The sequence below is a fragment of the Paenibacillus sp. P4_A7 genome (assembly GCF_056402455.1).
This window is the reverse complement of record NZ_JBFUHJ010000224.1, coordinates 1-8488: the sequence shown is the minus strand read 5'-3', so window position 1 is coordinate 8488 and position 8488 is coordinate 1. Positions and strand designations below refer to the sequence as shown.

Genomic DNA, 8488 nt, shown 5'->3' with positions numbered 1-8488 from the left:
TAGTTTAAGTGCGTCAAGTTAAGTCATGTCATTTAGCAGGTGGAAATCCTGCTTGGGAAGACTCTAGCCAGGTCACCAATAGCGAGTCTTGGAGCTTTAAGGGTAACCTTACGGTTTAAGCGTAGACAGTCAGATAGTAGGCCGTGTGATTGAGCCTCGAAAGAACTGCAAAAATGGGAAGGTCGACGGATTTTAAACTCTCGGAAGACTACAGGATAAGCAGCGTAACAGGCGAGTTGCTTACCCCTTTCCCGGGGTCAGAGAGCAGGGCATGCTAGACAATGATGACATGGGATCTTGAGAGATCCTATCGGTTCTGCGGCAGACGAGTACTCTTTAGGAAAATTACCGCAGTATGAACGGACAACCCGGGAAGGAAGGACGTTCAAAAGGCACGATAGGAAGTCGGATAACTTCATAGTACAGTTGCCCGAAGGGCGACTGGAAGGGGGTTACAAATTATCACTCTCGCTAAGGAAACATGAACTACACACAGGGGTAGGCGAACACATGGAAACAAAATTAGCAAGAATAGCTGAAATTGCGAAAAGAAAACCCAAAGAACAATTCACATCAATGTACCACTTGCTGAATATGGAACTGTTGAGACAGTGCCATGAAGAACTGGATCCAAACAAAGCCACMGGGGTAGATCAAGTGACCAAGACGAAGTATTCCGGGCTRTTGGAGGAAAACCTCGAGGATTTGGTAAGGCGGCTCAAGCGGAAGGGATATCGACCGCAACCGGCGCGCCGAACATACATCCCAAAGGATGAGAAAAGCAAACGACCATTAGGCATAGCGGCATATGAAGATAAAATCGTGCAATCGGCGTTAAATAAGGTGCTGCAGCAGATCTATGAGCAAGACTTCTTAGACTGCTCCTACGGATTTCGCCCGCAACRAAGTTGTCATGGAGCCTTAATCCAGTTGGATCAGATCATTGACAAACAATCGATCCAATTCATCGTGGATGCGGACATCTCCGGTTTCTTCAATCACGTAGATCACGAGTGGCTGTTAAAGTTTCTGACACTTCGCATCGGAGACCCTAATATCCTCCAACTCATTCGCAGAATGTTAAAAGCGGGTGTACAGGAAGAGGGGCGCSTGGAGCCAACGGARGAAGGRACCCCGCAGGGATCGATTATTTCACCACTGCTCGCTAACATTTATCTCCACTACGTACTCGATCTATGGTTTGAGAAAAGGATAAAGGGGCAGAGCCACGGGAAAGCATTCATGGTGCGATATGCAGATGATTTTGTTTGCTGCTTTCAATACGAGACAGATGCGAAAGARTTCTATGAGGCACTTATCCAACGGTTAAAAGAGTTCAACCTGAGCATTGCGGAAGAGAAAACGAAGATTATTCGTTTTGGAAGCTATGCGGAAGAGTGGTACAAAAGGAATGGTGGTGGAAGACCATCAACTTTTGATTTCCTAGGTTTTACTCATTATTGCAGCAAGAATGCGARGAGGACATCCTTCCGGGTAAAGCGCAAAACAAGCGCAAAGAAATACAAGAATAAAGTTAAGACGTTCGGGATTTGGATGAAGCAGCATCGCCATGAAAAGTTGGAAATCTTAATGGCAACGATTCGCAAGAAATTAACCGGACATTACCGATATTATGGGATCACGGATAACCACCCGAATCTAGTCAAGTTTAAGAGAGAGATAGAAAAGGCGCTGATGAAATGGCTAAACCGCAGAAGCCAGAAACAAAGCTTTAATTGGGAGAGCTTCAACCAATTCCTAAAACGAAACCCATTACCGGAACCTCGCATTTATGTGAATATCTATGGGAAACGCAAGGCTAAGGCCTTTGTTCAGTAAGATGATTTGAAGAGCCGTATGCCTTAATTGGGCACGTCAGACTGTCTAGCAATTGTTTGTTCAGAATGTTTTAAAACGTGGGCTTATGCAATTTTTCTCATATTAAAGCCGGGTATGTAAGATTTCGAACGGGCTCGGTCTCTGAAGAGACCTATGAGCTCCTTCACGCCCTTTATTTTGATCATTCTCTTGAGATTATAGGCAAGACAAATTAGATTGGTCTCAGTGCCTACTGATGCCAACCCTCGTGTTAAAAAGTATGTATAGCCCCAATGACGTTTCATCGTCCCGAAAGGGTGCTCTACGATTGCCCCTCTTTGCTTATAAATATTACTTTGAATGCGCGTATTTTCGGTAATCTTTTCAATCACTGCTTCGTCTTTAAACCTAGTTACCGATCTCCCGCCTTTGGCAGATGTGCAGGAATCTTTTTGTCCGCAAATATCGTAGGCTTCGCAAGTGTAACGCTTATACTCTTTCCCATCTTGTTTTCCGTTCCATTTGAAAGGTAATTGATAACCCAACGGGCAAATATATTTATCGTTTACGGCATCATATTCAAAATTCTCTTTATCAAATCCACTAGATATTTTGTTATGCTTTCCCTTTTGGGGCTTAATTAAGAGATCGGTGCTTTCGTTAACAACGCTGATGATTTCAAGAAAATTATAATAGCCTGTATCAGCCAAAATTATGGTTTGTTGATCACGAAAAATTTGCTTTGTTTTCTGCACCATATTGGACAGCTGCCCTTGATCGTTAACATCATTGACCGTATCGCAGTCCACAATGAGTTTAAACTTGCTATCCACCGCAGTTTGAATATTGAAGCAAACTTCATGCTTTCCGTTGTTTTTCATTGATTTGGCATCCGGATCTGTAACACAAAGCTGGTTTTCACCTGTTACCTTGAGCTCTTGTTTAATTAGCTGCAACTTATGCATTCTCTCTTGATAGACTTCTAACTTTTCCGTGATTTCCTGCTTTTTTTGGCGATTGTCCTCCATTAAAAAGTCACGCAAGTATACATTGATTTTTTCATCGACATATTCTAGCTTCTTACTGACAATATTGGCATTATAGTGTTGCTTTTTAGAGCAGTTCGCCTTTAATTTTGTGCCATCAATCGCGACAAGTTGACCATCTATCAGACCGAAACCTTTTAACATCAAGGTGAACTCTTTAAATAGCTTTTTTATAGCTTTTTGGTTATTCTTCATGAATGCAGATAAAGTGCAATGGTCTGGCTGGAGCTTGCCAATTAGCCACATCAGTTCAATGTTTCTTTTCGTTTCAGTTTCCATCTTGCGAGAGGAACGGATGCCGTTCATATAACAGTAAAGATAGAGCTTAAGAAGATCTTTCCGGCGATACGGCTTTTGCCCCACTTTGGTGCCCGAATACACATGAAATCCCAATGCTTCCAGGGTTAAGCTGTCGACGTAAGCATCGATGACTCGTACAGGATTTTCTTCTTCTACAAAGTCGTCCAATGTATTTGGCAGTAAATGAATTTGATGTCTATCTTCACCTTCGATATAAGGCATACGCGCTCATCTCCTTTGATATAAAGATTCGACAAAGGACATACATTTTCATGCCAAAAAAAAGATTTTTCTTTAATTGTTAGACAGTCTGACGTACGGATCTGTGAGGGCTTGCAGGTCAAACCTACAAAATGGTAGGCCTGCATTCTACTTGACTGATCAAAAATAATAAGCAGGAGATAATATCGTAACTCCGAATTGTTAAAGTATAAAAATATTAGGAGTTTAGAAAAGGGGTATCTACGTAATTTTATTACGTAAAACGATCTTATTACGGTAATTACGAATTGAATTTCGTAGAATAAAAGTTAATATGACATATCCGAAAACCAAATTTCACATTTTACTATACTGTGATTTATCWTTGTTATCWTGAACTGTGACAAGATGTTAATCGTTTGGAAGGAATTAGTAATTCTTGCTAGAATAAATATGAAGAKGATCAGGTAATAAATTTGTACACAWAAGGAGATAAAACTATGGCAAAAAACAAATTACTAAGAATGGACAATGTTGGCATCGTTGTAGAATCCCTTGATGACGCAATCTCTTTCTTCGAGGAGATTGGCTTGAAGCTCGAAGGGCGAGCTACTGTCGAAGGTGAATGGGCTGGTCGCGTAACCGGGCTGGGTTCACAGTGTGTAGAGATTGCTATGATGGTTACCCCAGATGGCCACAGCCGACTTGAACTTTCGCGATTTCTCACCCCACCTACTATATCAGATCACCGAACTGCTCCTGTAAATGCCCTCGGTTATCTACGCGTCATGTTCACCGTTGAAGACATTGACGAAATGGTATCCAGACTCACTAAGTATGGTGCTCAGCTCGTTGGCGAAGTGGTTCAGTACGAGGACTCGTATCGKCTCTGCTACATTCGTGGAAATGAAGGACTTCTAATCGGTTTGGCGGAACAACTCGGTAATAAATAAGTGACGTTTAAAAGAAGACTTAACTAAAATATACATTACTAGAGTAAAAATAGAAACAGAAAAGCAGTGTGAATGTATCTCGAAGAAGTCGGGTGCAGCATATAAACACCGCATTGCAGTTTGCTGCGGCAGCTGCTCCTTTTCTTTGTTAAGCTAACGAGCAGGATAGCTCAATTGGAACGAATTACATAATCTTCTGTATTCATAGTGATAGATACTTTCGAGTGGAGCTTCTGACGTGACGAAACTATTGTTTGATCCAATGAATCATCCCGATTGGATACCGCCGCAATCATCAGAGTGGCATGCAAATTTGGCGTTAGAAACCGGAGGATACAAGTATCCCTGGAAGTCTATGTTTGACCAACCGCGTGCCGAGGTTATCTTTGCAGAAAAAATTGCGGCCTTCCTCGATGGGAGCGAACGAGTATTAGATGTAGGCTGTGGTCACGGTGAATTTACGAAGTTGTTTGCTCACAAAGTAAAAGAAGTCGTGGGTATCGACGTCATCGACGGATACATTGAATCAGCAAATCAGGATCTTGGCGAATCCATAAAATTTCTAGTCGTGGATGCCGATAAACCATTACCGTTTACCGATGCCTCCTTTGACGTCATCTACACGAAGAAGGGGCCATGGCTATTCCATAAGGGAACACAGGAAGGCCATCGGATCATTAAACCAGGTGGTGTGTCGTTGGGATTGTATCATTCTGACTGACGGAGGGCTTCGAAGTCTCTTCCCAGGGTTGTACTCACCATTTCCAGACAATTACCTTAACGATATTAAAGCGAAGTTTGAACGCCAACTATCTGAAAGTAATCTAGAGAAAGTTGATCTGCAGATATTTGAAGAAGTTGAATACCTATCTAGACCCGAGGATGTACTGATTAAGAAATGTTTTGGCCAGAAAGAATCATTGAAGAAAATCGTTTGGCAAGAATGCCTGAAAGATGTGGAAGATATATTTCTTCAGCATGCAACTCCAAGAGGTCTAAAGGTTTCGAACTATCATGCTTTGATGATCGGTAAAGCAAGATAACGATTAAGCTAACTGGGAACTATAGCGTAACAGTTAACAAGACGAAGCCTCTACGGCAGCTTCGTTGAGCTAACGTGTAGATTTCATTAGCAATTGGTTATAAATCCGCCGCCATTGAGCGGCTTTTTGTTCGTATCACATTATTTAAGAAAAAAATTCCAGAAAATATATTGCGCTTTGGAGTAATTTGAATTACTGTATAGAGTAAAGGAGGTGATAAATATGAATGATGAATTACAACTCAATGTTTCGCTTTTACGTCGCCGTATCCCGAATCTTACAACGGCGGCTCGCGCTGCAGGGTTAAGGCCAGCAACGGTTTCTAACCTATGCACGGGAAAAATTCCTGTGGGAAGGGCGGAAGTACGAACGCTTGCGATTCTTGCGTCTCTTGCGAATTGCAGTATCGACGAATTGATTATTAGAGGGAGTGGGGCTACAATGATCGAAACAGGAGTTAAAGTTTTGGATTTGTTGGCGCCTGTAGTTCGAGGCGGTACCGTTGGCTTAGTGGCAAGTTACGGGATGGGGCAACTGGTTATGTTGGCTGAGCTGTTTAATCGGGTTAAACGACGCGGCTACACGACAATTCTCTGGGAACCGCTATACGAAGATGAGGACAAATTTCAGATCAAGAATGGCATAGCAGATGTACTGCCTCAATCGGATTTTATTTGCGGCTCAATGGAGGAAGTATTCGAGCGAGTAGCCACCTTACGTTCGGAACATGATGTAATTCTTGGTGCTGATCGAGCAACAGTCATATCCGGTGAATTACAAGTCTTGCGAGAGCGGCTTAACGAAGCCGGTGCTCGTCCCTTGACGGTTGCCCTTGTTGATACTCGCTTTAATGCTCCTGACGAAGATGTTCCATATGGTCCACTGGATACACTTCTTCGATTTGACGCTGATCTGACATCGCGAGGATTTTTTCCGGCTGTAGATCCGGTAGTGTCCACATCAACGGTATTGGAAGGAGCCCAATTGGAAGCAACTCATCTTATGATCCAACAGCGGGCTCGGAAGCTGCTTCGCCGTTATCGGGAATTGCGCTTTCTAGTTGATAACCAAGGTTTAGAAAAACTGCCGGAAACGGATGTACAAACTTACCACCGAGGGAAACGCTTGGAGGCCTTTTTGACTCAACCGTTTTATGTCGCAGAACCCTATACCAAAAAGCTTGGAGAATGGTTGTCGCTTCAGGAAACATTGGATAGTGTGAGACGGATAATGGATGGAGCCGCAGATGAGATAGAGCCAGATAAATTATTTTTTATCGGAAACTTGGCAAAAAATTAGACCGCCCTCTCGCAAAGGTACGGTCTCTAAACAAAAGAACTACTTCATTTTTATGATAACATTGATCTTTGGGGTCATCAAGAGATGATTGTGCCCAATCGTTACGCTAGCGGGCAGTAATGCTAAACAAGGAAACTCACAATTGCCACACAATTTCTGTGAAATTTAACCTTATACTTCAATTAAAATAAGCATAATAGGGATTACATTGTAGGAGGGAAAATAATGGTCCATTATTCAATTAACCCTGAAAGATCTACATTGCACGGCTCTTTCTCACGCGATTTCGAACCTATTTTAACTATTGATTCTGGGGATGCCGTTCGATACAGCACTCTTGACGCAGGATGGGGACTAGAACCGTTTTCAGCCCCGGGCGTATGTAAAAGATTCGAACCAAGGGAACGTCCTCGTGATGGTGGTCACGCTCTTTGTGGACCTATTGCTATTCGAGGAGCTGAGCCTGGTACTGTACTTGAAATAAAAATTAATGAAATTCATCCTGGTTCATGGGGATGGAATAGTGCAGGTGGGTTTCCGAGTCCTATAAATAAAAGCTTAGGTATTGCAGATGGTGAGGAATTTCATCTTAATTGGAAGTTAAACGCAACATCAATGATAGGAACAAGCGATCATGGACACAAGGTAACATTACGTCCCTTTATGGGAGTAATGGGGATGCCTCCTGATGAACCTGGTATTCATTCAACATTCACACCCCGCTCTTGTGGCGGAAATATAGATTGCAAAGAATTGATCGCAGGAAGCACTTTATATCTTCCAGTCCCTGTTTCAGGGGGGTTATTTTCAGTCGGTGACGGTCATGCCATACAAGGAGATGGAGAAGTCGGAAGTCCTGCATTAGAGTGTCCAATGGAATTGGTGGACCTTACATTCTCTGTTAGAGAAGATATTTCTTTAACTATGCCACGAGCAAAAACTCTTACGGCGTGGATAACAATGGGCTTTCATGAAGATTTAAACGAAGCAACCATAATCGCTCTAGAAGGCATGTTAAACCTTATGAAAGAAATATTTGGGTTTGAACGTAAAGAAGCTCTAGCTTTAGCAAGTCTTGTCGTTGATTTAAGGATTACACAAATAGTTAATGGAGTTCGAGGTGTACATGCTGTGCTTCCTCATGGTTCGATCAGATAAGGAAAAATAAAAGCAAGGCGATACCATCTAATATTGCTAACGGGGAACGATAGTTCAACGAACCTTGGAGCAGTTGCCGCGGCAGCTTGCTCCTATTTTTCATTGAAGTACGGGCAGGTTGATGGTAACAACGTTTCTAAGTATATCCATCGTACCTTATATTTTTCTGGCATCTCAAAACAATCTACTGTAAAATATTGCCTGATTCCTAATAGTTAATAAAAAAAAATTAACGAGGTGAAGATTTGCCATATTCAATGGTTCATCTTACAGTGTCAGTGAAACTTTTTGAACATATTAATCAAGAAGTACAACCAGAATTTTTACTTGGTAGTATTGCTCCCGATAGTATACATATGAGAGAGAATGCAAGTAAAGAAGAAAAGAACAATACGCATTTAAACTTAATACCAATCAACACGTTGCCCTCAGGATACGATATTATTGAACATTGTAGGACGTTTCTTAATTCATCCATGTACACAAATAGTAGTTGCAGGAATTTCATTCTCGGRTATCTTTCCCATGTTCTAACTGATGTTTACTGGCTTAGAACAATCCATAAACAATTCAAAGAAAAAACAGGAGATAAAAATAAAACTGAAAGGAGAGCGTTATACTCACTTGAACGATTACAAGCTGACATAAATTTATACAATAGGATGAAGGA

8 protein-coding genes are annotated in these 8488 nt (G+C 41.9%); 7 read left to right on the top strand and 1 reads right to left on the bottom strand.

What is annotated here, in order from left to right; translation table 11 throughout:
- Window positions 1–510: 510 nt before the first annotated feature.
- Window positions 511–1839 (top strand): group II intron reverse transcriptase/maturase, encoded by a 1329-nt coding sequence (gene ltrA / locus AC1DWN_RS21435; RefSeq protein ID WP_477560934.1) that lies wholly within the window; start codon window positions 511–513, stop codon window positions 1837–1839.
- Window positions 1840–1922: 83 nt separating this feature from the next.
- Here the strand turns inward: ltrA and AC1DWN_RS21430 are convergent, their stop codons facing one another.
- The gene (locus AC1DWN_RS21430) at window positions 1923–3386 is read right to left on the bottom strand and encodes an IS1182 family transposase (protein WP_477560933.1); all 1464 of its coding nucleotides are present in this window, start codon (window positions 3384–3386) and stop codon (window positions 1923–1925) included.
- Between the two features lie 479 nt (window positions 3387–3865).
- On the opposite strand from AC1DWN_RS21430, the gene AC1DWN_RS21425 reads away from it, so the two are divergent.
- The 6 genes from AC1DWN_RS21425 to AC1DWN_RS21400 form a co-directional block, all read left to right on the top strand.
- Window positions 3866–4318, top strand: coding sequence for a VOC family protein (locus tag AC1DWN_RS21425; RefSeq protein ID WP_047679368.1), 453 nt, complete (start codon window positions 3866–3868; stop codon window positions 4316–4318).
- Window positions 4319–4556: 238 nt separating this feature from the next.
- Window positions 4557–5039, top strand: a complete 483-nt coding sequence (locus tag AC1DWN_RS21420) for a class I SAM-dependent methyltransferase (protein WP_477560932.1) — start codon at window positions 4557–4559, stop codon at window positions 5037–5039.
- 28 nt (window positions 5040–5067) lie between these two features.
- Window positions 5068–5361: a hypothetical protein gene (locus AC1DWN_RS21415; protein WP_477560931.1), complete on the top strand. Its 294-nt coding sequence runs from the start codon at window positions 5068–5070 to the stop codon at window positions 5359–5361.
- 222 nt (window positions 5362–5583) lie between these two features.
- On the top strand, window positions 5584–6660 hold the full coding sequence (locus tag AC1DWN_RS21410) for a P-loop NTPase family protein (RefSeq protein ID WP_477560930.1): 1077 nt from the start codon (window positions 5584–5586) through the stop codon (window positions 6658–6660).
- 225 nt (window positions 6661–6885) lie between these two features.
- The gene (locus tag AC1DWN_RS21405; RefSeq protein WP_477560929.1) at window positions 6886–7818 is read left to right on the top strand and encodes an acetamidase/formamidase family protein; all 933 of its coding nucleotides are present in this window, start codon (window positions 6886–6888) and stop codon (window positions 7816–7818) included.
- Between the two features lie 245 nt (window positions 7819–8063).
- On the top strand, window positions 8064–8488 hold a 425-nt coding region (locus AC1DWN_RS21400; protein WP_477560928.1), incomplete at its 3' end, for a zinc dependent phospholipase C family protein.